Raw genomic sequence first — 21270 nt, 5'->3', positions numbered from 1 at the left:
CATCAACGATTCTCGGTGATCGCCATGTACGGCGACACCGTGGAGGAGTGCTCGTTGACGCGCAGGGTCGCGCCCAGTGCCGGGAACGCACGCTGTGCGCAGTTGGTGCGCTCGCAGACCCGGCAACCCGCACCGATCGGGGTCACGTGCGCCTGCGGGCCGATCTCGAGGCCGTCGGAGTAGATCACCCGGCCGGCGTGGCGGAGTTCGCATCCCATGCCGATGGCGAAGGTCTTGCCGGGTTGCCCGTAGCGCGCCGCACGTCGTTCGACGGTCCGCGCGACCCAGAAGTAGTTGCGGCCGTCGGGCATCTCGGCGATCTGGGTGAGGATCTTGCCCGGCGAGGCGAACGTCTCGTAGACGTTCCACAGCGGGCAGGTGCCGCCGCTGGAGGAGAAGTGGAAACCGGTGGCGGACTGGCGTTTCGACATGTTCCCCGCGCGGTCGACGCGAACGAACGACCAGGGGATGCCCCGCAGGTTGGGGCGCTGCAGTGTCGAGAGCCGGTGGCAGATCGTCTCGTAGGACACCGCGTAGAACGCAGACAGTCGCTCGATGTCGTAGCGGAAATCCTCAGCGGCGCCGTGGAACTGGCTGTACGGGAGGACGACCGCCGCCGCAAAGTAGTTCGCCAGTCCGAGCAGCGCCAGCGACCGGGCGTCCTCGCTGGTGAAGTTGCCCTGGTCGACGAGTTCGTCGAGGAGGTCGTGGTACTCGAGGTAGCAGAGCTCGCTGGCGAGCTTGAAGGTCCGCTGTCCGGCGGAGAGCGCGGCGGAGAACTCGAGCCTGCGCTCCTCGGCGTTCAGGCGGTGGAGGGTGTAGTCGCCGAGGTCGACGCGACGCACGATGCTGATGCCGTGCACGTTCTCGATGCGGTTCATGATCTCGCGGCGGATGTCCGCCGAGTGCATACGCATCCGGTTCGTCATCTCCTCGGCGGCGATGTCGAGCTCATGGATGTAGTTGCGGCGCTGGTAGAAGTAGTCGCGCACTTCTTCGTGCGGCGCGCTGATCGTGCCGCGCATGCTGCGGTCGCCGCGTTCGTCGGTGGCCGCGGCGAGCTGATCGGTCGCGATCCGGTAGCGCCGGTGGAGGTTGACCATCGCCTGCGCGATCTCCGGATGTGCCGCGACCATCGTGCTGATCTGCGAGGCGTCATGCGCGCCCGGCGCGGCCTCGATGTCGTCGTCGAGCAGCACCTCACGCAGTTCGGCGACGAGTCGGAGGTCGTCCTGGGAGTCGAAGAACCCGGCGTCCACGCCGAACGCCTCGGTGATCTTGCGCAGCACCGAGGTCGTGAGCGGTCGGGCGTCGTGCTCGATCTGGTTGAGATACGACGCGGAGATCGACAGCGTCTGTGCAAGGGCCACCTGCGACAGTCCGCGCTCGGAGCGCAACTGGCGCAGCCGGGATCCGACGTAGGTCCTGCTCACTTGCCACCTCCAGAACAGGTGATGCCAGATCGATGATCCTCTACAGGGTACGGTGACCGCGTGCGCTCACCCGACGGCCGACTCCGCACCCCGATGCGGGTGACGGTCGGGGCGTTCGCGCTGGTGACCGGGATGATCGCGGTCACCGGGTGCTCGACCGGGTCCGCCGAGGCGCCTGCCCCGCGCACCCCGGCCGACCTGTTGCTCCCGGCAACCGAGCTGCCGCCGGGATTCGCCGCCGAGGCGCTGTCCGTCAGCGACCTGGTCGCCGGGAACCGGGCGGGTATCGACGCCGCGCGCACCACCCGCGTCACCCCTGAGTACTGCGTCCCGACCGCCGACGCAGACCTCAACGGAGAGCTGACCGCGGACAACTCGGCGGTCCTCGCCGCTCGAGGTGGCAGCGGGGTGCTCGTCGAGCTGGTCACGAAGGCGCGGCGCGACATCGACGCGGACCGGCTCGCCACCACCGGACGCTGTGCGCGCACGACCACCGAGATCACCACCGGCAACCTCGCCGGCAGTCGCGTCGTCACCGAGTACACCGAGATCGCGCCACCCGAGATCGACGGCGGGCTCGGTGCAGGCGAGCAGATGCTGCTGACGCGGTCCGAGGTCACCACCACGCTTCCCGACGGCGGGGTCCGACGCCAGGTCGGCTTCGCCGGATACGCCGCCCTGGACCGACCGGCGTCGGGTCCGGTCACCGTCCAGCTGACGGTGTCGGGCGCTGCGACCCCGGCCGCCGATCCGCCCACGGACCCGACCGAACCGGTCGACTCCGCTGCCATGGCGGAGCTCTTCGGCGACGCGATCGGCCGCGTCACCGTCCCCTGATCGAGCCCCTCGAAGGGCTCATCCGGCCGTCTGCGCGGTGTGAATGTCGTCACTCCGTGCCCGGTCTGCGCCGAGCGCGGTCTCCTCGATACCTCGAATCGCGGCCGGGGAGTGTGCTGTACTCCTGAGTAGGAAATCCCAGTACGCGCGTACTTTTTTCGACGGACCGCGGGGGTTTTCACACGACAAGATTTGCAGAATTTGCAAACCCTCGTCAAAAAATAACCCGGATTTGCACTCACTGAGGGTTGGACCTGCGGGTTTATCCTGTGGCACCCTTGCTGCAGGCACCACAGACGGAAGCCCAAGAGTTCGCAAATCCGGCCGACACCGCCGCCGGACGCGCGAGTGCAAAGCTCTCGGGGTTCACGACGGATGCCGGTCAGCACTCCAGGCCTCGGCGGCGCGCCGGGCCGGTCGCCCCGATCCGACCCGGTCGGGACGAGCAGGACAACGAAAGCGAAGTAGCCAATGAGCAACGTCGGAAAGCCCCGCACCGCCGCGGAGATCCAGCAGGACTGGGACACCAACCCCCGCTGGAAGGGCATCAAGCGCGACTACACCGCCGAGCAGGTCGCTCAGCTCCAGGGTTCGGTCGTCGAGGAGCACACCCTCGCCCGCCGTGGCGCCGAGATCCTGTGGGACGGCGTGACCAAGGGTGACGGTTCCTACATCAACGCTCTCGGCGCCCTCACCGGCAATCAGGCCGTACAGCAGGTCCGCGCCGGCCTGAAGGCCGTGTACCTGTCGGGTTGGCAGGTCGCCGGTGACGCCAACCTGTCCGGCCACACCTACCCCGACCAGTCGCTGTACCCGGCGAACTCGGTTCCCAACGTTGTTCGTCGCATCAACAACGCGCTGCTCCGCGCCGACGAGATCGCCCGCGTCGAGGGTGACGACTCGGTCGACAACTGGGTCGTGCCGATCGTCGCCGATGGTGAGGCCGGCTTCGGTGGCGCTCTCAACGTCTACGAGCTCCAGAAGGCCATGATCGCCGCGGGTGCCGCCGGTACCCACTGGGAGGATCAGCTCGCCTCGGAGAAGAAGTGCGGCCACCTCGGTGGCAAGGTGCTCATCCCGACCCAGCAGCACATCCGCACCCTGAACTCGGCCCGCCTGGCCGCCGACGTCGCCGGTGTCCCCACCGTCGTCATCGCGCGTACCGACGCCGAGGCCGCGACCCTCATCACCTCCGATGTGGACGACCGCGACAAGCAGTTCGTCACCGGTGAGCGCACCGCCGAGGGCTACTACCACGTGAAGAACGGCATCGAGCCGTGCATCGAGCGTGCGAAGTCCTACGCTCCGTACGCCGACATGATCTGGATGGAGACCGGTACCCCGGATCTCGAGCTGGCTCGCAAGTTCGCCGAGGCCGTCAAGGCCGAGTACCCCGACCAGCTGCTGTCCTACAACTGCAGCCCGTCGTTCAACTGGAGCAAGCACCTCGACGACAGCACCATCGCCAAGTTCCAGAACGAGCTGGGCGCCATGGGCTTCACCTTCCAGTTCATCACCCTGGCCGGCTTCCACTCGCTCAACTACGGCATGTTCGACCTTGCCTACGGTTACGCCCGCGAGCAGATGACCGCCTTCGTCGACCTGCAGAACCGCGAGTTCAAGGCAGCCGACGAGCGTGGCTTCACCGCCGTCAAGCACCAGCGTGAGGTCGGCGCCGGGTACTTCGACAGCATCGCCACCACCGTCGACCCGAACACCTCGACCGCAGCTCTCAAGGGCTCGACCGAAGAGGGCCAGTTCCACTAGGAGCTATTCCGCCTGCCCGGAACTTTGGCGAACCCCTTCAGGCGGTCCGCGGCTTTCGCTGCGGGCCGCCTGCTGGCGTATCAAGGGCTTTGGTCGTACCCCGGGAGTTACCCGTGTTCTTACGAGATCAGTTGTCACATAGGCGTTTCCCGGAGGATCTGACATGACAAGCCAGAAGATCACCCGAGTCGGCATCGTCGGAGCCGGACAGATGGGCGCCGGGATCGCCGAGGTGTGTGCCCGGGCCCAAGCCGACGTACTGGTCTACGAGTCCACCCGTGATCTCCTCTCCGCGGGGCGCGCCCGCATTCTGAGTTCGCTCGATCGGGGAGTGTCGAGCGGCAAACTGACCGAACGTGAACGCGACCAGGCGGCCGACCGACTCACCTTCACTTCGGATCTGAACGACTTCGCCGACCGTCAGCTGGTCTGCGAGGCCGTCGTCGAGGACGAGGCCGTCAAGACCGCGATCTTCACCGACCTCGACAAGATCGTCGACGATCCGCACGCGGTCCTCGCGTCGAACACATCCTCCATCGCGATCATGAAGCTGGCCACGGCGACTCAGAGCGCCGCCCGCGTGATCGGCCTCCACTTCTTCAATCCCGTACCCGTGCTCCCTCTGGTCGAGCTCATCACCACGCCGGTGACCGCTCCCGAGGTGACCGCGCGGGCCGAAACCTTTGCGCACGACGTCCTCGGCAAGCAGGTGATCCGTTCCGCCGACCGCTCGGGCTTCGTCGTCAACGCCCTGCTCGTTCCCTATCTGCTCTCCGCGATCCGCATGGTGGAGAGCGGCTTCTCGACGGTCGAGGACATCGACAGGGCCATGATGCTCGGTTGCGCCCATCCGATGGGGCCGCTGAAGCTCGCCGACCTGGTGGGTCTCGACACCGTCAAGGCCATCGCCGACAAGATGCACGAGGAGTTCGACGAGCCGCTCTACGCGCCGCCCCCGCTGCTGGTGCAGATGGTCACCTCGGGCCGTCTCGGCAAGAAGGCCGGTCACGGCTTCTATGAGTACGAGCGGGTTCTCGCCGGCAAAAGGTGAGCTGAGACACAGGTGTTAGCAGAATGCTTGCATTTGCTAGCACGGCGTGGATACTGGACTTCGGAAACACCAATACCGATGGCGCCGCGGTTCCCTAATCTCGCGCGGTGACGAGCCGGAAGATCATGGCGGCTTGCGACACCGGACATCGGGTCGAACCGACGACAAACCGACATGCGCCCGGCAATGATGCCGAGATCAGCGAGACCGCATGTGCTGCAGCGCGATTGGTGCCAACAGAAGGAGTCACTCGTGACCACCACCCGTAACTACGCCCCCCTCTACGCCGCAGTCGGCGCCGGTGACTATGCCTTCACGCAGGTCACCGAGAAGCTCACCGAGCTCCGTGAGCGCACCGAGGCCGCCGCCGAGACCGCCCAGACGCGTCTCGAGGCTCGCTACACCGAGACCAAGGCCCTCATCGCCGACCTGCCCGAGACGGCTCAGAGCCGCTTCGATGAGGCCAAGACCCGCATCGAGTCGCTCTCCGAGGAAGTTCCCACCGAGATCGACGAACTCCGCGGCAAGCTGACCGCCGACGAGCTCAAGAAGCTGGCCGACCCGTACGTCGAGAAGGCCACCGACTTCTACAACACGCTCGCCGAGCGTGGTGAGGCCACCCTCGAGCGCCTGCGCAAGAAGCCGGTCGTCCAGGAGAACCTGTCCCGTGTGGAGAAGGTCTACAACGACGCGGTCGACATCACCGAAGACGCCCTCGGCGTCGTGTCCTCGCAGACCCGCCTCGTCGGTGAGCGCGCCGCCAAGCTGGCCGGTCGCGTGAGCGAAGAGGTCGAGGACGTCGCCGTCGCCATCGAAGAGATCGGCGGCGACATCAAGGAGCAGGCCGACGACGCGGCCAAGGAGATCGACGGCGCCGCAGGCACTGTCGAGGCCAAGGCCCGCACCGCTCAGGCATCGCCGGCCAAGAAGGTCGCCGAGGCCAAGGACGAGTCGGTTCCCCCGGTGAAGAAGGTCCCGGCCAAGAAGTCGCCCGCCAAGAAGGCTCCGGCCAAGAAGGCGACCACCGCGAAGTAAGCACTCGCGCAAGTCACTACGACGCCCCCGCTGTCCGGCGGGGGCGTCGTCGTGTGTGCGCTCGGGTGTTTCCCCCGCGCGGGCTGGATTCCTTCCCGCGGGGAGGACTACCTCCCGCGGGCGCCAGCCGATAAGCGCGAGGGAATCGGGCCGGCGGCAAGGAAACAGTCACGCGGGAATGGTCCTCGACGACAGCAGCTTCAGACTTTCCAGCCACGGACGAAGCATCCCCACCACCGCACCCTTCTCGAGATCCGTCCACGTCCATCGGACGACGATGGCACCGAGAGCGCGCAGGTCATCCTCACGACGCTTCTCCCGCATCACGGCATCTTCGACGGTGGTTCCGGGTTTGCGCAGCCGGCCGTACTTGACCATCCCGTCGAACTCGCCGATGAGCCGCTCGTCCCAGTCGAAGTCCGAATAGTAGGTGCCGCGACGGCCGCGGAACTCGTGCTGGAGTCTCGGTATCGGCAACCCCGCCTCGATCATCTGCGCGCGAGTCCAGGATTCGGCCACGTTCTCGGACAGGGGGTCGGCGAGTCGCAACGCCCGTCGGGCGGTGCGGACACCTCGGCGTCGACGATCCGCCAGGGTATGTGCGAGCTTTTCGGCGTTCGCGCCGGTACGCAGGGCCTGATCGAATGCGGCCAGCGACTGGGCGAAAGTGCCGCTCGTTGCGACATCGACCGCGGTGCGTTCGAGGGTCGTGACCAGCATGCCGTCGACCTCGACGATGTCGTCGTCACCGAATGGTGCTGCGTGGACGTGGCGGTGCCCCTGGATGAATCCACCCGACTTCTTCCCGTTCACGACGTGCACGGACTCGATGTCCGGTTTGAGGAGTGGGAGTCCGTGGACGGCGGCAGCCGACGCATGACTCAGCGGCATTGCCTGCGCACCGGCGTCGCAGTTGGTCGCAACCGCGATCGCTTTGAACCGGTGTAACCGTTGGGCGCCCTCATGTCCGACGAACTGTGTCGATGCCGGTACGAACACGCCTGGCACGAGACGTATGAGTTCGCGGCGGCGGACGGCGGCCGCGAGCTCGTTGTCGGAGATCGCGGCGTCGAGCGCTGCGGCTCTCCTGACGAGACCGTACTGATCGATTGGGAAGGCCATCATCCTTCTTTGACGCACCGAAACGCATTTCGGCTCCCACCGATCTCATCGCCTTCCCGCCGCGTGTCCGTTTCCCTCCCGCCGTACCCCTGCCCTCCCGCTTATCGGCTGGCGCCCGCGCAAAGGAACTCCTCCCGCGGCGACGAAGCGCTCACGCGGGAGTGGCTCTTTTCGCGACGTTCAGTCGCTGGCGGCGAGCCGCTTCTTCTCGGCCTCGACGTCGAAATCCGCTTTCGGCCAGTCGAGATCGAGGCCGGCGAGTGCGGTGGTGAGCAGCTCGCAGACAGCGAGGCGGGCGAACCACTTCCGGTTCGCGGGGATCACGAACCAGGGTGCCGAGTCCTTGTCGGTCAGGTCGAAAACGTCCTGGTAGGCCTCGAGGTAGGCGTCCCAGTGGGCGCGCTCGTCGATGTCACCCGGGTTGAACTTCCAGTACTTGTCCGGACGGTCGAGACGTTCGGCGAGACGTGCCTTCTGCTCGTCCTTGGACACCACCAGGCAGCACTTGATGATCGTGGTGCCGTTGGCGACCAGTTCGGACTCGAACTGGTTGATGAGATCGTAGCGCTTCTCCCACTCCGACTTCGGGACGAGGTTGTGTACCCGTACGGGCAGGACGTCCTCGTAGTGCGACCGGTCGAAGATCCCGATCCGGCCGGCGGGCGGGAGCGCCTTGTTGATGCGCCACAGGAAGTCGTGCTGCAACTCTTCCGGCGTCGGCTTCCCGAATCCCTTGATGGACAACCCCTGTGGGTCGAGGAGACCGCCCACGTGCCGGACGATGCCGCCCTTGCCCGCGGTGTCCATGCCCTGCAGGACCAGCAGTACCGACCGGTGGTCGCCGGCACGGCCGTTGGCGTACAGCAACTCCTGGAGGCCGGCCAGCTCCTCGCCGCGTTTCACGAGAAGCTCTGCGCCGGAGATCTTGTCACCGTCGAACCCGGGCGTCGATCCGGGGTCGAAGGAGGCGATCGGCCCGACCGCACCTGCGCGGAGGGCTCCGGCGGCGGGAATGGACCAACCGTTCCTCATGACTCGTCCTTTCGTGGCTCCACTGCTTGATCGGTCTCGATCGCCGGCGGGAACAGCGGCCCGCCGCCGAATGCGCCGCGATGCGAATCCGGTGGTGTGCCATCGTTGTTGACGATCCCGTAGCGGGCGCCCAGTTCGGCGGTGACGAGGGTGTGGCCGCTGTGCGCGGCGAGGTCGGGGTCCTGCGCGAGGCGGGAGATCACGCGACCCACGAACTCCGGGTCCTCGGCTCGTTGCAACGAGAAACCGGCGAACTCGTCGATGCCGAGCGACAGCAGTAGCTCGGTGCGGATCAGGCCCAGCCACAACGAGATCGCGCTGACCCCGGTGCCCTTCAGCTCGACGGCCATGTCCGCGGCCATCTTGTCCAGCGCCGTCTTGCTCATCCCGTACAGCACCGAATGCAGATGGCCGCGGGAACCGAACGACGAGATGTTCGTGATCAGACCCCGACCGGCCTCGGTCATCAGCTGCGCCGCATGCACCGAGGCCACGTAGTGGGCACGCAGACCCACGCCGATAAGTGTGTCCCAGTCGTCGACCGGGCGCTTCCAGAACGGGTCCGAGAACCCGCCGAATCCCTTCGGCGCCGCCCACGCGTTGTTGACGAGGAGGTCGAGTTGCCCACTGGAAGAGGCGATCTCGTCGAACACCGCGGCCACCGCGGCGTCGTCGGTGTGGTCGCACGCAAGGGCGATGGCGCCCTCCGGTCCGGTGCCGTGACGTGAGGTGACGTAGGTGGTCCAGCCGTCGTCGACGAGCGAACGGGCGACGCCCTGGCCGACGCCCCGGCTACCGCCGGTCACCAGCGCGACCCGGCTCATGAGCCGCCTGTCGCGTCGGACGGCGCCTCGCGTGCTGGTTCGGTCAGCGGCGGGGGAGAGGCGAGGAAGGCCTCGCGCGAGCCGTCGACGGCGGCGACGCCCACGACCGCGCTCCACACCATCATCGTCAGGTAGTCGACGACCTGGTCGGCGTCGAGCGTGCGGCTGGTCATCCACCAGTCGACGACGTGCTGGATACCGCCGACGAGAGCGTGCGACCACAGCTCGGCGCCGGTGGTGTCCGCGCCGCGCTCGGTCATGCGCATCACGATGCTGCTCATGACCAGCTGCGACACCAGGCGTACCGAGTCGGCGGGAGCCGGCGACGAGGTCGGCGAGCTGGCGAGTGCGAAGCGGTACAGGTTGGGTTCGTCGTCGACCGCGTGGACGTACACACCGATGATCGTGTGGGTGAGCGTGTACTCGTCGACGTCGTCGGAGAGCGCCTCCGTCAGTCGCGGCCAGATCGTGTTCTCGAAGAAGCGCACGGTGGTCGCGACCCCGAGGTCGCTCTTGTCGGTGAAGTACCGGTAGAGAACGGTCTTGGAGACACCGATGTGGGCGGCGATCTCGTCCATCCCGACGTCGGCGCCGAGCTCGCGGACCGCGGTGATGACGCCGTCGGTCAGCTCGGTGCGTCGGGCGAGCTTGTGCTTCTCCCAACGCTGCTTGCGGCCGTCCGGTTTGGCGCCGGTCTCGGTGACCGTGGTCAGAACCTGTTCGAGGCCGCGCGTCACGTTGGCCGCAGCCGCCATCGCTGCACGCGCAGCAGCTGCGGGATTGGGGCGGTTGGCCATCACGACGCCAGCGTAGTCGGTTGATGGGTGACACTGGTGCCATGGCATCGAGAGTGATCGAAGGAGTCGCCGGGCAGCCCGAGGGCAAGCCCGATGCGCCGTCCGCCCCTGGATTCGGAGGGGACAGCGCCGGGGATGCCGGCCGACGCAGGGATCTCCGCAGGATGAAGGCGGTCGCGACCGGCTTCCTGGTCTTCGCGGCGGTGGTCTACCTCTTCACCCGCTACCTCGAGCACCGCGACGGCGCCGACGTCGCCGCGTGGGTCGGCTATGTGCAGGCCGCATCCGAGGCCGGCATGGTCGGCGCGCTGGCCGACTGGTTCGCGGTGACGGCTCTCTTCCGGCATCCGCTGGGTATCCCGATCCCGCACACCGCCCTGATCCGCAAGAAGAAGGACGACATCGGCGACCAGCTGGGCGGCTTCATCGAAGAGAACTTCATGACGCCCGAGGTCGTCGTCTACCGCGCACAGCAGATCGATCTGCCGCGACGGTTGTCGACGTGGGTCGCCGATCCGCGCAACGCGCCGCGGATCTCCGGCGAAGCGGCGCGCGCGATCCAGCTCGCGTCGGAGATGCTCCGCGACGAGGACGTCGAACAGCTCATCCAGGCCGCACTGAAGTGGGTCGCCGAACCCCAGTGGGCACCCCCGACGGGCCGCATCCTGGAACAGCTCATCGCCGAGGACCGCCTCGAACCGGTCTTCCAGATGCTGTGCGATCGCGCGCACGAATGGGCGATCGGCAGCCAGGACCTCATCGACCGCCTCGTCGACCGCGACGGCCCGCAGTGGACGCCGAAGTTCGTCAACACACTCGTCGGCGACAAGATCCACCGGGAGCTCGTCGAGTTCACCTACAAGGTGCGCTCCGACCCCGACCACGAATTGCGCCGGGCCATGCACGAATTCGTGGAGAAGTTCGCCGACGACCTGCAGAACGATCCCGAGATGATCGAGAAGTTCGAGGCGATCAAGATGGAACTGGTGGGTCGCGACGAGGTCACCGGCGCGGCGTCGACCGCCTGGAAGACCGGCAAGGCCGTCATCGAGCAGATGCTCGACGACCCCAACAGCACGCTGCGGAACACCCTGTCGGACTCGATCATCCAGCTCGCCACCAGGATTCGCGACGACCGTCCGCTGCAGGAGAAGATGAACGGCTGGGTCGCGCGGGTCGCGCACCACATCGCCGCGAACTACTCGCAGGAGATCATCTCGGTCATCACCGAGACCGTGCGCGGTTGGGACGCCGACGACACCAGCCGCAAGATCGAACTGCAGGTGGGACGCGATCTGCAGTTCATCCGGATCAACGGCACCGTGGTCGGTGCGCTCGCCGGCCTGGTCATCCACACGACGTCGGTGCTGATCTTCCACTGACGTCGAATCCCAGTGATCCGCCCACGATCCGACGCCCGGATTAGCTGTGTGCTTGCACGTGCTAGCAGCGACGTCGATACTCGGTAGAGATGATCCACCCCTGGAACGGAGCGTGATGAAGCGCGACAAGGACGAGGCTTCCGTCGACGCCGTCGTGAACGGCGAGGCCGAGTCCGTCGACTCCGCGGATCATGCGTCCGACGACGGCGACGGCACGACGGCGATGGCGGTCGAGGCCGTGGAGGCCGTCGCGACGGCCGCGCAGGACGCGGTGGCGAACGCGGCGCAGGACATCGGTGCTTTCATCCGGTCCCAGCGAGTGGCCGCAAAGGTCTCGCTCCGGCAGCTCTCCGAACGTGCCGGGGTCAGCAATCCGTACCTCAGTCAGATCGAGCGAGGCCTCCGGAAACCCTCCGCGGACGTCCTCGCCCAGATCGCCAAGGGCCTACGGGTGTCTGCGGAAGTGTTGTACGTGCGCGCAGGAATTCTCGAAGAACGCCCCGCGAGCCCGGTCCGTGATGCTCTTATCGCAGATGACTCGATCAACGAGCGTCAGAAACAGATGTTGCTGGAGATCTACGAGTCCTTCCGCAAGGAGAACGCGATCTCCTCGACTGGTTCCGAGAAAGACGAGTTCCGAGAGAACTGAGGCAGGAGAGCTGAATGAGCGAGAACCCGTTGACGACAGCCGTGGGACAGGTGGCCGCCTTGCTGGCCGAGGTCCGGGAGCGCGGGGAGGCGGCGAGCGAACAGGCCCAGTCGAGGCTTGCCGAGACTGTCGAAACTACTCAGTCCAAGCTCGCCGAGACCGTCGAAACCACCCAGTCGAGGCTCGCCGAGACTGTCGAGACCACCCAGTCGAAGTTGGTCGAGACCGTCGGCTCGACGCAGGCGAAGATCACGGGTTCCCGGGACGACGCCCAGGCGAGGATCGACGAGGCGCTCGCGACCGCGTTGGCGCTCTTCGAGGAGGCGAAGTCGAAGCTGTCGACGCTTCCGGTCGAATTGCCCAGCGAGATCGAGGAATTGCGCGCCCGGTTCTCCCCGGAGGAGCTCCGCAAGGTCGCCGAGGCCTATCTCGCCGTCGCGGCCGGGCTGCTGACGTCCCTGTCGGAACGGCGTGACGAGGCCGTCGGGAAGCTCTTGTCGCAGCCGGTCGTCGGGGAGAACCTGCCGAAGCTCGAGAAGGTCTACAGCGACGCGGTCGGTCTCACCGAGGAGGCGCTGGGGACGATCTCCGAGCAGACTCGCGCGGTTGGTGAGCGGGCGCTGCGCCTGGCCGGGCTGGCCGACGGCAGCGGACCCGACGGCACGATCCGCGACGCCAGCGCCGACGCTCCGGTGCGGGCGGTCGCTGCGGCGCCGGCTCCGGCGAAGAAGGCCCCCGCCAAGGCGACCCCTCCCGCGAAGGCTGCCGCGGACAAGGCACCCGCGAAGAAGGCACCGGCCGAGAAGGCGGCAACGAAGAAGGCCCCCGCCAAGACGACCCCGGCCAAGAAGGCTCCCGCGAAGAAGGCGCCGGCGAAGAAGGCCGCCGCGGTGAAGGGCGCCGCCGAACGCGCCGCGGCCAAGAAGGCCCCGGCCCGCAAGACCACCCCCGCCAAGGCGACGAAGGCCACACCGACCAAGGCGGCTGCGAAGAAGACACCCGCGGCGAAGAAGGCCGCAGCGGCGAACAAGGCGACCGCGGCGAAGAAGACGACCGCAGCGAAGAAGACGGCCGCGAAGAAGGCTCCCGCCAAGAAAACTGCTGCCAAGAAGGCCACTCCCCGCGCCGACTGATCCCTCGGCGCACGTTCCGCCCGCGCGTGGCGTCGTGGGCTGCTGCGGCAATCGGGGCGCACGGGACTAGAGTGTTCGGCGTGGACGTCTTCAGCGTGTTGGCCTACGGGCAGAGTCTGATCATGTTGGTCCTGACTGTGGTCGCGGGGATCGCGGCGGTCGTCGCGTTGATCCACGCGGCCATTCAGCGGCCCGATGCCTTCCCGGCGGTCGACCGGCAGAGCAAGGTGATCTGGGTTGCGATCCTGGCCGCCGCGTCGCTGTTCATCTGGTTCTTCGGCGCGGTGAGCTTCCTGGGCATCATCGGCGTGGTCGCGATGCTCGTGTACCTGGTCGACGTGCGCAAACGTGTGGACGACATCCAGGGCAAGTCCTGGTTCAGCAAAAAGGCCTGAGGCATCGTGGCGGAGTATCGGATCAACGACCTCGCCGAGGCGTCGGGGGTCAGCGTTCGCAACATCCGGGTCTACCAGGACCGCGGACTGCTTCCGCCACCCACCATCCGCGGCCGTGCGGGCTGGTATTCCGACCAGCACCTGGTCCGCCTGAACCTCATCTCCCGCATGCTCGAACGCGGGTACACGTTCGCGACGATCAGCGAGTTGCTGCACGCCGCCCACCACGGCATGCGCGTCGAACAGATCCTGCGCGGGTCGCCGAAGGGCGGTCGATTCCGCAACTTCAAGCGCGCCGCGACGATCACCATCGCCGAGCTGAAGAAGACGCTCAACGCGTCGGACAGGTCCATCGCGCTCAGTCAGAAGCTGGGTCTGCTGGCCAAGGACGGCACGCACTATGCGATCCGCAACCCCGAGCTCCTCGAGGGTGCCGAGGTCCTGGTGAAGGCCGGTGTCGACCTGGAGTTCCTCCTCGACCGGTGGGTTCGTGTCCAGGACGATCTCGAGGACGTGGCGTCGAGCTTCGTGTCGATCATCACCGACAAGTATTTCGACGAGAACCTTCCCGACCTGGGCGAGGCCGGCGTGAGCGAGATGGCTGACCTGATCCAGACGGTTCGTCCGATGGCGCACGAGATCGTCGAGACAACGTTCCGCCGGGCCCTCGACGAGCAGATCTCCCAGGCGATCGGGCGGGCGGCGACCTACTTCGATGCCACCACCGGGGATGACGAACCTGACTCCACGACGCCGAATTCGTCCGGTGACCAGCCTGACCCCGGCTATGAGACAACGGATATTGGTACATTGAACACCGACACGGGGCGCTGAACGCGGCGCCCCCCTCGGGTCTCCCTTGCGGACGACCCGTCCGAGGCTGGAGGAGTGCCGGTGAACAAGAGGTCGTTGGTGAACGTCGGGGGAATCGCGACCGTGATCGGTGCGGGCGTGGTCGGGGTCGGCGTGGGCACCGTGCTCGCCGGTATCGCCCGAAGTGCGCTGCGCGCCGAACTCGCGGTCGACGACGGTCCCGACGACCTGCTCACCGCGCCCGACTCGGCGCCGCACCGGCTGCCGGTCCGCAGTTCCGACGGGACCGTCCTCAATGTCGAGATCTACGGCTCCGACGACGCAGCGGACGACGACGGTGACGTCATCGTCATGGTTCACGGTTGGACCTGCAACACCGCGTATTGGTATCCGCAGATCAATCACCTCGCCTCCTCCGAGGGCGGTCGCCGACGCGTGGTCGTCTACGACCAGCGTGGTCACGGACTCAGTGAGCGAGGCCTCCGGCGTCCGACCATCGCGATGCTCGGACAGGATCTCGACGCTGTGCTCGAGGCAGCCGTGCCCGCCGGCCGGCGCGCAATCCTGGTGGGGCACAGCATGGGCGGGATGACCATCATGTCGTGGGCGGGGCAGTACCCGGAGAAGGTCGGCTCGCGGGTCTCGGCCGTGGTGCTCGTCTCGACCGCAGCGAAGGGCGTCCTGGAGAACCACACCCTCGTCCCGGTTGATCTGCCCGCGTATGCGCGGCCGTTCGCGCCCGTGGTGGCCAAGGCGTTCACCTCGATGCCGGTGCCGATCCCCAAGACTCCCTACGGCGTTCGCATCTCGCATTACATCGCACTGGGACCCCACGCGCGCAAGGCGCACGTCAACTTCGTCGACGAGATGATCGGAGCCTGCCCCCCGCGCGCACGGGCCGGCTGGGGTTCGGCGATGGGCAAACTCGACGTCACGCCGGGGCTGGCCGCGCTGTCGGTGCCCACGACCGTGGTCGTCGGTACCGAGGACCGGCTGACCCCGCGCACCCATGCCGAACAGATGGCAGAGGTGTTGCGGCGCAATGGTTCGCTGCGTGATCTGGTCGTCTACCAAGGCGTCGGCCACATGGCGAGCATCGAGGCCGCGGAGCGGTTCAACGAAATGCTCGACGACCTGGTGGCCGAGGTCTCGCGAGCCGAGCAGCGGGTCAGCTGAGTCGCAACCTCTGACCCGGCCTCACAGCACGCAGTTGACGAAGACCGGCTCGGGTCGCAGGGTGACGCCGAAGGTGTCGAGGACGCCGTCCCGGACCTCGCGCGCGAGCGTCAGCAGCTGGTCGGTGGTAGCCGCACCCCGATTGGTCAGCGCCAGAGTGTGTTTCGTGGACAAGCAGACCGGGGCGTCGGCGGACGGGTAGCCGCGTCCGAAGCCGGCCCGTTCGATGAGCCACCCCGCCGACAGTTTGATCGCGGTGGGGGCGTCGGCGTTCGGGGAGTCGCCCGTGTTCGGCTGCGGGCCGGCCGGGTAGGACGGGATCGCCACGTCGTCGCCGACCCTCGCCGCGATGCGTTCCAGGACCGCGGGGGCGTCCTCGCCGTCGACGATCGGGTTGGTGAAGAACGAACCGGCACTCCAGGTGTCGAAGTCGTCGGGGTCGAGGACCATGCCCTTGCCGCGACGCAGTCCGAGCACCGCCTCGCGGGCGGTGACGGCGTCGACGCGGTCGCCGGGCTCGACACCGACCGTCGTGGCCAGCTCGCGGTACCGGATCGGCTGGCTCGCGCGATCGTCGTTGAGCCAGAAGGACACCGCGACCACCACGAAATCGTTGCGGTGCTTCAGATTGCTGGTGCGGTAGCCGAGTCCGAGCTCGGCGGGGGAGACCCACCGCAGGGTGCCCGACCGGCGGTCGAGGACCTGGACCGACCGCAGGATGTCGGCGACCTCGACTCCGTAGGCCCCGACGTTCTGCACCGGCGTCGCACCGGCCGCGCCCGGAATCCCCGACAGGCACTCCAACCCTCCGAAACCCGCCTCCACGGTCGCGGCGACCAGGTCGTCCCAGCCCACGCCGGCGTCGGCGACGACATGCGGACGACCCGACTCGCGGCCCGAGCCGAACTCGATGCGGCTGCTCGCCAGCACGACGGCCGTGCCGTCGAAGCCGGCGTCGCCGATGACGAGGTTGGACCCGCCGCCGATCACCAGCACGGGTTCGGACCGTTCGTCGAGCTCCTGGATGGTCTCGACGATGCTGCGCGTGTCCGGGCAGCGCACGATCTCGCGGGCCGGGCCGCCCAGACGCAGGGTGGTCAGCTCGGCGAGGGGCGCGCTCAGCGGCGTCTGCGTGTCGGTCACGCGTTCAACGGTAACCGGCGAACGGTAGCGTTCTCCTCATGGCGAGCAAGCTGCAGCACTCGGTGTCCTACCCGTTCTCCACCGAACGGCTCTGGGCGCTCTACACCACTGAGCAGTACTGGCACGATCTGGTGGAGCGGATGAACTCCGGTCACGGCCACGTCGAGAAGGTGAACATCGCGGGCGACACCGTGTCCGTCGAGATGAGTCAGGGCATCCCCTCGGAGAAGCTCCCGTCGGCGGTCACCAAGATCATGCCCGGCGACCTCCGGATTCCGCGGAAGAACACATTTCGGCTGGTCGGAGACCGGATCGAGGGTGAGATCCACGCCACGGTCGAGGGCGCCCCGGTGCCGGTGAACGTGTACGGGACCATCACCACCGCCGGCGATCCGGCGACCAGTGACTGCTCCGCCGAGGTGTCGGTGAACCTGCCGATGTTCGGTGGGAAGATCGAGAAGGCCGTGGTCAGCGAGCTGGTCGGCCTGCTCGATCACGAGTGTGGGCACACCGTCGATTGGGAGTCGGGAAATCCGCTGACGTAGCCTGGTCGTCATGGCACGACGGCTCAGCTACTCCGCTCGCTACACCCACCCTGCGGAGAAGCTCTACCAAGCGCACAGCATCAAGCAGTACTGGGACGACATGATGGCGGGATTCCAGATGATCTCGCCGCACTGCGAGGTCGCCTCCTTCACCTCCGACGAGAACGGGGTCAAGGTCGTCCTCAGGCAGACGATCGGTCGCGACCAGCTGCCCCCGCTCGCGCAGACGGTGATGATGAAGGACATGGTCATCACGCGTGAGGAGACCCTCGGTCCGTTCGACCCGGACCACACCAAGGGCACCTACAACGCGTCGATCCCCGCGGGTCCGGGCAGCCTCAACGGCTGGCAGGAACTGTTCCCCACCGACGACGGCTGCACGATCCGCCGGACCAGTGAGGCGAAGGTCTTCGTCCCGTTCGTCAACGGCAAGCTCGAGCAGATGATCCTCATCAACCTGGTCGATCTGTTCCGAGCCGAGGCCGAGTACGCCAAGGACTGGATCGACAAGAACTTGTGAGTCGCACCCCCGGACAGCAGTCCGGGCGACGGCCGTCGAACAGTCCGATCGGCCGGGTGACGCGCGGAACGACCAACATCAACCGTCTCCGTCGGGTGGATCGGTGGATGGCTCATGAACCGGCCGTGATCGCGGCCCTCGATGTCGCCCGTCCGCTGGTCGTCGACCTCGGCTACGGCGCACGCCCCGACACCACCGTCGAGATGGCCGGCCGGCTCCGCCGCGTCGCCCCCGACCTGGAGATGGTGGGACTCGAGATCGACCCGGCCCGCGTCGTCGACCCGCGCGACGGTGTGCGGTTCGCGGTCGGCGGCTTCGAGATGGCGGGCCTGCGTCCCCGGGTGGTGCGCGCCTTCAACGTCCTGCGGCAGTACGACGAGACCGAGGTCGACGCCGCGTGGTCGCGGCTGCGTGCGGCTCTGTCGCCGGGCGGGGTGATCGTCGAGGGCACCTGCGACGAGATCGGCCGACGCTGTACGTGGGTGCTGCTCGACCACGCGGGGCCGGTCAGCCTGACGCTCTGCTGGGCTCCCGAACACTCCGAGCGCCCATCCGATCTCGCCGAACGACTGCCGAAGGCGCTCATCCATCGCAATGTGCCGGGCGAGAAGATCCACGACCTGCTGACCCTCGCCGACCAGTGCTGGGACATCGCCGCCCCGCTGGCGCCGTACGGGCCACGCGTCCGCTGGCGTCACGCCCAGGACCTGCTGCGCGAACGCGGCGTCGACTGTGTCGTCACCCGCCGTCGGATGTCGGACAACGTGCTGACCGTCCCGTGGGAAGCCGTAGCCCCTTAGACCGCGGGCACTACTGTGGCGGCTATGCGTGTGGCGATGGCTCAGATCAGTTCGACCGACGATCCGAGCGAGAACCTGGTGACCCTACGCGCGGCGACGCAGGACGCCGCATCGCGCGGGGCGCGCCTGGTCGTGTTCCCGGAGGCGACCATGTGCCGGTTCGGCGTTCCGTTGAAGCCGGTGGCGGAGGATCTCGACGGGCCGTGGGCGAGGGCGGTGTCGGAGGTGGCGGCGTCGGCCGGCGTGACCGTGGTGGCCGGGATGTTCACCCCGTCGGACGACGGCCGCGTGTTCAACACGGTGCTCGTCGCACACCCCGACGGGTCGCGTCAGGGATACGACAAACTGCACCTGTACGACGCCTTCGGGTTTCAGGAGTCCAAGACCGTCGCGGCCGGTTCGGAACCGCTGACCTTCGAGGTCGACGGGGTCACCGTGGGGGTGGCCACCTGTTACGACATCAGGTTCCCCGCACTGTTCACGAACCTCGCCCGACGTGGCGCGCATATCGTCGTCGTGCCGACGTCCTGGGGTGCCGGGCCTGGCAAGATCCATCAGTGGAAGGTGCTCGCGACGGCCAGGGCACTGGATTCGACGACGTTCGTCGTCGCCGTGGGGCAGGCACTTCCCCCGGATGAGGCGGTCGCCGGGTCGGGGGCCCCGACCGGGATCGGACACAGCCAAATCACAGACCCCTTCGGTACCGTGGTCGCCGCGTACCCGGAGAGGGTCGGTGTCGATGTCCACGACCTCGACCTGGCACTGGTCGAGAAGGCTCGTAAACAACTGGCGGTCCTCGCCAACGAGCGAGAGCTGCCTGCCGGCGGTGCGGTGTCCAGCAAGGTCGCACCCACCGGCGAACGGCTTCGAGAGTCCGACGACCGAGGACGGAATCCATGAGCGACAGCAAAACTCCCGGTGGTGGCCCCCGAGACCAGGGTGAGTCGCACGATCCCACCGAATCCGCAGGACCCACCGATCACACCGAATCCACCGGCGACGACTGGCGTCCGGTGGAGGACGCCGACCCCACCAGGTCCGCTGAGCCAGTCGAGCCCTCCACCGGTACAGACGTTCCCGAGTCGGGGGAGACCGAACAGTTCCCCACGACTCCGATCGCGCCCGGGGCGCAGGCGTATTCGAACGTGCCGCCCTCGGAGGCCGACACCTCCGACCTGAGCGGCGGGCCCGGCCGGCCGGGCACCGCGCAGTTCGCGCCCGGGGAGACGCCCTACCACGACGACTCGAGCGCACCCCTGGCGACGCCGGGCAGCGGTCCGGTGCTGACCTCGCCGCGAAAGAGCCGCAGCACCAAGAAGATCGTGGCGCTGAGCGCCATCGCCGTGCTGCTGCTCGTGGTCATCGGCGCGGTCGGCAGCGAGCTCTATCTGCGCAACAAGGTGACGAACTGCCTCGAGGAGTCGTTCAGCGGTCTCACCGGCGTGCCCACCTCGGTGTCGCTGAGCCGCAAGCCGATCATCCTGCAGGGCAGTGGCGACGTTCCGTACGTCCAGGTCGACACCAAGGACGGTGCCGATGCCGACGGTGTGCGTCTGCACATGCGGGCCGACGGCATCTCCGGGAACAGCAGCAGCACCGACATCCGCACCCTCAACGGCGACGGCTTCATCCCCTACGAGCGGATCGTCGAACTCAGCAAGGAAAGCGCTCCCGCCGGTGCCGGCGGCCAGAGCACCGGCAACGGCGCGAGCCCGGTCGGCTCGGTCGAGGAGATCTCCGGCAATGCGGCCGACGGCACCTTCGAGGTGCAGGCGGCCTTTCCGGTGATGTTCTTCGCGGTTCCGGTGTCGGCGACGATCAAGCCCGTCCTCACCGACGGCCGGGTCGACTTCGAGGTCGTCAAGGCAAGCGCGCTGGTGTTCGGCATCCCGCCGGACTTCGCACAGCAGATCGTCGACCAGATCACCACCTCGGCGCTCGGACCGTTCTTCGACGAGGTCCGGGTCGATCAGCTGAAGGTCACCGACACGGGTCTCGAGTTCGCGATCAGCGGCTCGGATGTTCAGCTGACCAACGAGATGACCGGGAACGACCAGCAGTCGGGATGCTCGGTCTGATCAATGGGCGATCGGCCGGATGTCTCGCGCGACGACGCCTAGTGCTGATCGTTTGTCGGCGGCCCGATCCTCACCAACCACACGGTGGGTCCGTCGGTGAGGCTGAACTCTCCGTAGACCTCTCCACCCCAGCTTCGGCGACAGAAGAACTCCCGAAGCTGGGGGTCCGCGGTTCCGAGGGTCGCCGACAACCCCCGCCGGCCGGTCTGGTCGACGATCGGACGGAATAGGTCTGACAGAACTCGGCGGCGTCGATGGTCGGGGTGGACCAAGCCGAACACCAGTCTGACCGTGCCCGTCAACATCGACTCACGAGATTTCTCGCGAAGCTCGGTGAATCGCTCGACGAATCCGTCGAGGGTTGTGACGAAATGGCGTGTGCGAGCCGTCAAGTCCTGATCCACCGGCTGTGTCGCGTGGTTCGGCTCGGCCGTGGCGACCAAACCCAGTAAGTCACCGGTCTCGGAGAACCGGCCATGCAAACCGGGTAGGTGGTCGGCGAAAAGCACTTCGCCGAACCACCTGTACGCGTCGGATTCGGCACTCGGGCCGAGAAGCCATCGATACATCGGCACTTCCCATAAGCCGGTTTCCAGCAGGTCGAGCGCTTCTGCACGTTCGTCGGCGGTCAACAGGCGCGTGTTCGAAATCGAGTCGTGCTCGTTCACATGGCAATATCAGCACACTACTGACACGTGGATGAACCGATCCTTGGGAATCTCGTTGTGCATACAGACC

General features: G+C 67.1%; 22 protein-coding genes. 15 read left to right on the top strand and 7 right to left on the bottom strand.

Annotated elements, in window-relative coordinates:
• Window positions 1-2: 2 nt before the first annotated feature.
• Entirely contained in the window at window positions 3-1433 is a 1431-nt protein-coding gene (ramB, locus tag C5O27_RS01510) for an acetate metabolism transcriptional regulator RamB (protein ID WP_127961712.1), read from the bottom strand.
• A 93-nt stretch (window positions 1434-1526) separates the two neighbouring features.
• Here ramB and C5O27_RS01505 point away from each other — a divergent pair, with 93 nt between their 5' ends.
• The 4 genes from C5O27_RS01505 to C5O27_RS01490 all read left to right on the top strand — a co-directional run bounded on the left by C5O27_RS01505 (window position 1527) and on the right by C5O27_RS01490 (window position 6123).
• Entirely contained in the window at window positions 1527-2270 is a 744-nt protein-coding gene (locus tag C5O27_RS01505; RefSeq protein ID WP_127963733.1) for a hypothetical protein, read from the top strand.
• 471 nt (window positions 2271-2741) lie between these two features.
• Window positions 2742-4037, top strand: a complete 1296-nt coding sequence (gene aceA, locus C5O27_RS01500) for an isocitrate lyase (protein ID WP_005200301.1) — start codon at window positions 2742-2744, stop codon at window positions 4035-4037.
• Between the two features lie 163 nt (window positions 4038-4200).
• Window positions 4201-5088: a 3-hydroxybutyryl-CoA dehydrogenase gene (locus tag C5O27_RS01495; protein WP_127961711.1), complete on the top strand. Its 888-nt coding sequence runs from the start codon at window positions 4201-4203 to the stop codon at window positions 5086-5088.
• A gap of 252 nt (window positions 5089-5340) precedes the next feature.
• Complete coding sequence (locus tag C5O27_RS01490; RefSeq protein WP_127961710.1) at window positions 5341-6123, top strand: heparin-binding hemagglutinin; 783 nt, start codon at window positions 5341-5343, stop codon at window positions 6121-6123.
• Window positions 6124-6291: 168 nt separating this feature from the next.
• Here the strand turns inward: C5O27_RS01490 and C5O27_RS01485 are convergent, their stop codons facing one another.
• The 4 genes from C5O27_RS01485 to C5O27_RS01470 all read right to left on the bottom strand — a co-directional run bounded on the left by C5O27_RS01485 (window position 6292) and on the right by C5O27_RS01470 (window position 9898).
• Complete coding sequence (locus tag C5O27_RS01485; protein ID WP_127963732.1) at window positions 6292-7245, bottom strand: hypothetical protein; 954 nt, start codon at window positions 7243-7245, stop codon at window positions 6292-6294.
• Between the two features lie 180 nt (window positions 7246-7425).
• Window positions 7426-8277: a polyphosphate kinase 2 family protein gene (locus tag C5O27_RS01480; RefSeq protein ID WP_006358334.1), complete on the bottom strand. Its 852-nt coding sequence runs from the start codon at window positions 8275-8277 to the stop codon at window positions 7426-7428.
• Window positions 8274-9101 (bottom strand): SDR family NAD(P)-dependent oxidoreductase, encoded by an 828-nt coding sequence (locus C5O27_RS01475; RefSeq protein ID WP_127961709.1) that lies wholly within the window; start codon window positions 9099-9101, stop codon window positions 8274-8276. The genes C5O27_RS01480 and C5O27_RS01475 overlap by 4 nt, the downstream gene beginning before the upstream one ends.
• Window positions 9098-9898 (bottom strand): TetR/AcrR family transcriptional regulator, encoded by an 801-nt coding sequence (locus C5O27_RS01470; RefSeq protein ID WP_187346472.1) that lies wholly within the window; start codon window positions 9896-9898, stop codon window positions 9098-9100. The genes C5O27_RS01475 and C5O27_RS01470 overlap by 4 nt, the downstream gene beginning before the upstream one ends.
• A gap of 41 nt (window positions 9899-9939) precedes the next feature.
• Between C5O27_RS01470 and C5O27_RS01465 the strand changes: the two genes are divergently transcribed.
• The 6 genes from C5O27_RS01465 to C5O27_RS01435 all read left to right on the top strand — a co-directional run bounded on the left by C5O27_RS01465 (window position 9940) and on the right by C5O27_RS01435 (window position 15446).
• On the top strand, window positions 9940-11280 hold the full coding sequence (locus tag C5O27_RS01465) for a DUF445 domain-containing protein (RefSeq protein WP_006358337.1): 1341 nt from the start codon (window positions 9940-9942) through the stop codon (window positions 11278-11280).
• A 115-nt stretch (window positions 11281-11395) separates the two neighbouring features.
• Entirely contained in the window at window positions 11396-11929 is a 534-nt protein-coding gene (locus C5O27_RS01460; protein WP_006358338.1) for a helix-turn-helix domain-containing protein, read from the top strand.
• 14 nt (window positions 11930-11943) lie between these two features.
• Window positions 11944-13062, top strand: a complete 1119-nt coding sequence (locus C5O27_RS22680; RefSeq protein ID WP_164905297.1) for a heparin-binding hemagglutinin — start codon at window positions 11944-11946, stop codon at window positions 13060-13062.
• A gap of 71 nt (window positions 13063-13133) precedes the next feature.
• A complete protein-coding gene (locus tag C5O27_RS01445; RefSeq protein WP_005200278.1) occupies window positions 13134-13457 on the top strand; it encodes a DUF2516 family protein in 324 nt (107 codons plus the stop codon).
• Between the two features lie 6 nt (window positions 13458-13463).
• A complete protein-coding gene (locus C5O27_RS01440; RefSeq protein ID WP_006358340.1) occupies window positions 13464-14291 on the top strand; it encodes a MerR family transcriptional regulator in 828 nt (275 codons plus the stop codon).
• A gap of 60 nt (window positions 14292-14351) precedes the next feature.
• Entirely contained in the window at window positions 14352-15446 is a 1095-nt protein-coding gene (locus C5O27_RS01435) for an alpha/beta fold hydrolase (RefSeq protein ID WP_127961708.1), read from the top strand.
• 21 nt (window positions 15447-15467) lie between these two features.
• On the opposite strand, the gene C5O27_RS01430 is transcribed toward C5O27_RS01435, so the two are convergent.
• Window positions 15468-16589, bottom strand: a complete 1122-nt coding sequence (locus C5O27_RS01430; RefSeq protein WP_127961707.1) for a UDP-N-acetylmuramate dehydrogenase — start codon at window positions 16587-16589, stop codon at window positions 15468-15470.
• Between the two features lie 38 nt (window positions 16590-16627).
• On the opposite strand from C5O27_RS01430, the gene C5O27_RS01425 reads away from it, so the two are divergent.
• From C5O27_RS01425 to C5O27_RS01405, 5 genes are all read left to right on the top strand, one after another.
• A complete protein-coding gene (locus C5O27_RS01425; protein ID WP_006358343.1) occupies window positions 16628-17134 on the top strand; it encodes a DUF2505 domain-containing protein in 507 nt (168 codons plus the stop codon).
• A gap of 10 nt (window positions 17135-17144) precedes the next feature.
• A complete protein-coding gene (locus tag C5O27_RS01420; RefSeq protein WP_006358344.1) occupies window positions 17145-17654 on the top strand; it encodes a DUF2505 domain-containing protein in 510 nt (169 codons plus the stop codon).
• Window positions 17655-17761: 107 nt separating this feature from the next.
• Entirely contained in the window at window positions 17762-18454 is a 693-nt protein-coding gene (locus tag C5O27_RS01415) for a class I SAM-dependent methyltransferase (RefSeq protein ID WP_244216575.1), read from the top strand.
• Between the two features lie 24 nt (window positions 18455-18478).
• Entirely contained in the window at window positions 18479-19354 is an 876-nt protein-coding gene (locus C5O27_RS01410; protein WP_006358346.1) for a carbon-nitrogen hydrolase family protein, read from the top strand.
• Window positions 19351-20532 carry an LmeA family phospholipid-binding protein gene (locus C5O27_RS01405; protein WP_127961705.1) on the top strand — a complete coding sequence of 394 codons (1182 nt, stop codon included), beginning with the start codon at window positions 19351-19353 and terminating at the stop codon, window positions 20530-20532. The genes C5O27_RS01410 and C5O27_RS01405 overlap by 4 nt, the downstream gene beginning before the upstream one ends.
• Window positions 20533-20570: 38 nt before the next feature.
• Here the strand turns inward: C5O27_RS01405 and C5O27_RS01400 are convergent, their stop codons facing one another.
• Window positions 20571-21200, bottom strand: a complete 630-nt coding sequence (locus C5O27_RS01400; protein ID WP_127961704.1) for a hypothetical protein — start codon at window positions 21198-21200, stop codon at window positions 20571-20573.
• Window positions 21201-21270 lie beyond the last annotated feature (70 nt).

It is taken from the genome of Gordonia alkanivorans, from assembly GCF_004011905.1.
In the GTDB taxonomy this organism is placed as follows: domain Bacteria; phylum Actinomycetota; class Actinomycetes; order Mycobacteriales; family Mycobacteriaceae; genus Gordonia; species Gordonia alkanivorans.
Note: the sequence above shows the minus strand (reverse complement) of the source record. Positions and strands in the feature narration are given on the sequence as shown.

Excerpts from the sequence above, each read along its gene's own strand:
- C5O27_RS01505 (WP_127963733.1), top strand. The coding sequence starts at position 1,527 with ATGCGGGTGACGGTCGGGGCGTTCGCGCTGGTGACCGGGATGATCGCG.
- aceA (WP_005200301.1), top strand. The coding sequence starts at position 2,742 with ATGAGCAACGTCGGAAAGCCCCGCACCGCCGCGGAGATCCAGCAGGAC.
- C5O27_RS01495 (WP_127961711.1), top strand. The coding sequence starts at position 4,201 with ATGACAAGCCAGAAGATCACCCGAGTCGGCATCGTCGGAGCCGGACAG.
- C5O27_RS01485 (WP_127963732.1), bottom strand. The coding sequence starts at position 7,245 with ATGGCCTTCCCAATCGATCAGTACGGTCTCGTCAGGAGAGCCGCAGCG.
- C5O27_RS01480 (WP_006358334.1), bottom strand. The coding sequence starts at position 8,277 with ATGAGGAACGGTTGGTCCATTCCCGCCGCCGGAGCCCTCCGCGCAGGT.
- C5O27_RS01475 (WP_127961709.1), bottom strand. The coding sequence starts at position 9,101 with ATGAGCCGGGTCGCGCTGGTGACCGGCGGTAGCCGGGGCGTCGGCCAG.
- C5O27_RS01470 (WP_187346472.1), bottom strand. The coding sequence starts at position 9,898 with ATGGCCAACCGCCCCAATCCCGCAGCTGCTGCGCGTGCAGCGATGGCG.
- C5O27_RS01465 (WP_006358337.1), top strand. The coding sequence starts at position 9,940 with ATGGCATCGAGAGTGATCGAAGGAGTCGCCGGGCAGCCCGAGGGCAAG.
- C5O27_RS01460 (WP_006358338.1), top strand. The coding sequence starts at position 11,396 with ATGAAGCGCGACAAGGACGAGGCTTCCGTCGACGCCGTCGTGAACGGC.
- C5O27_RS22680 (WP_164905297.1), top strand. The coding sequence starts at position 11,944 with ATGAGCGAGAACCCGTTGACGACAGCCGTGGGACAGGTGGCCGCCTTG.
- C5O27_RS01425 (WP_006358343.1), top strand. The coding sequence starts at position 16,628 with ATGGCGAGCAAGCTGCAGCACTCGGTGTCCTACCCGTTCTCCACCGAA.
- C5O27_RS01420 (WP_006358344.1), top strand. The coding sequence starts at position 17,145 with ATGGCACGACGGCTCAGCTACTCCGCTCGCTACACCCACCCTGCGGAG.
- C5O27_RS01415 (WP_244216575.1), top strand. The coding sequence starts at position 17,762 with ATGGCTCATGAACCGGCCGTGATCGCGGCCCTCGATGTCGCCCGTCCG.
- C5O27_RS01410 (WP_006358346.1), top strand. The coding sequence starts at position 18,479 with ATGCGTGTGGCGATGGCTCAGATCAGTTCGACCGACGATCCGAGCGAG.
- C5O27_RS01405 (WP_127961705.1), top strand. The coding sequence starts at position 19,351 with ATGAGCGACAGCAAAACTCCCGGTGGTGGCCCCCGAGACCAGGGTGAG.